The following is a 249-nucleotide window of genomic DNA, read 5'->3' as shown; positions in this document are numbered from 1 at the left end:
CAGTGCATGACTGCCGTTGGCCAGGACAGGTTCAAGCTGCGAGATGGCGCCGTAGCGGATGGCATCGTATGGGCTTGCCTCTGCATCGCCCTGCTGCAGTCTGCCGAGAAGGGCAGTGGCATGTTGGGCCGCAATCCAATCCGAGCTGCCGAGATATTCGTCCTTTCCGTCGGCAAACCACCACGACCACAATCTCGTTAGTCCACCAGCCGTATCGAGATCGAACGCCGCCTGGAGGTCGGGTCTGTT

General features: G+C 60.2%; 1 protein-coding gene. It reads right to left on the bottom strand.

The genetic code is table 11. From position 1 onward, the window contains the following. Positions 1 to 249: hypothetical protein (locus GDN47_RS32220; protein ID WP_173002619.1), on the bottom strand; the 249-nt coding region annotated here is incomplete at both ends.

Source organism: Martinezella dioscoreae (assembly GCF_009176305.1).
Lineage (GTDB): Bacteria > Pseudomonadota > Alphaproteobacteria > Rhizobiales > Rhizobiaceae > Rhizobium > Rhizobium dioscoreae.
The sequence above is the reverse complement of the archived record's forward strand: the minus strand, read 5'-3'. Positions and strand labels throughout refer to the sequence as shown.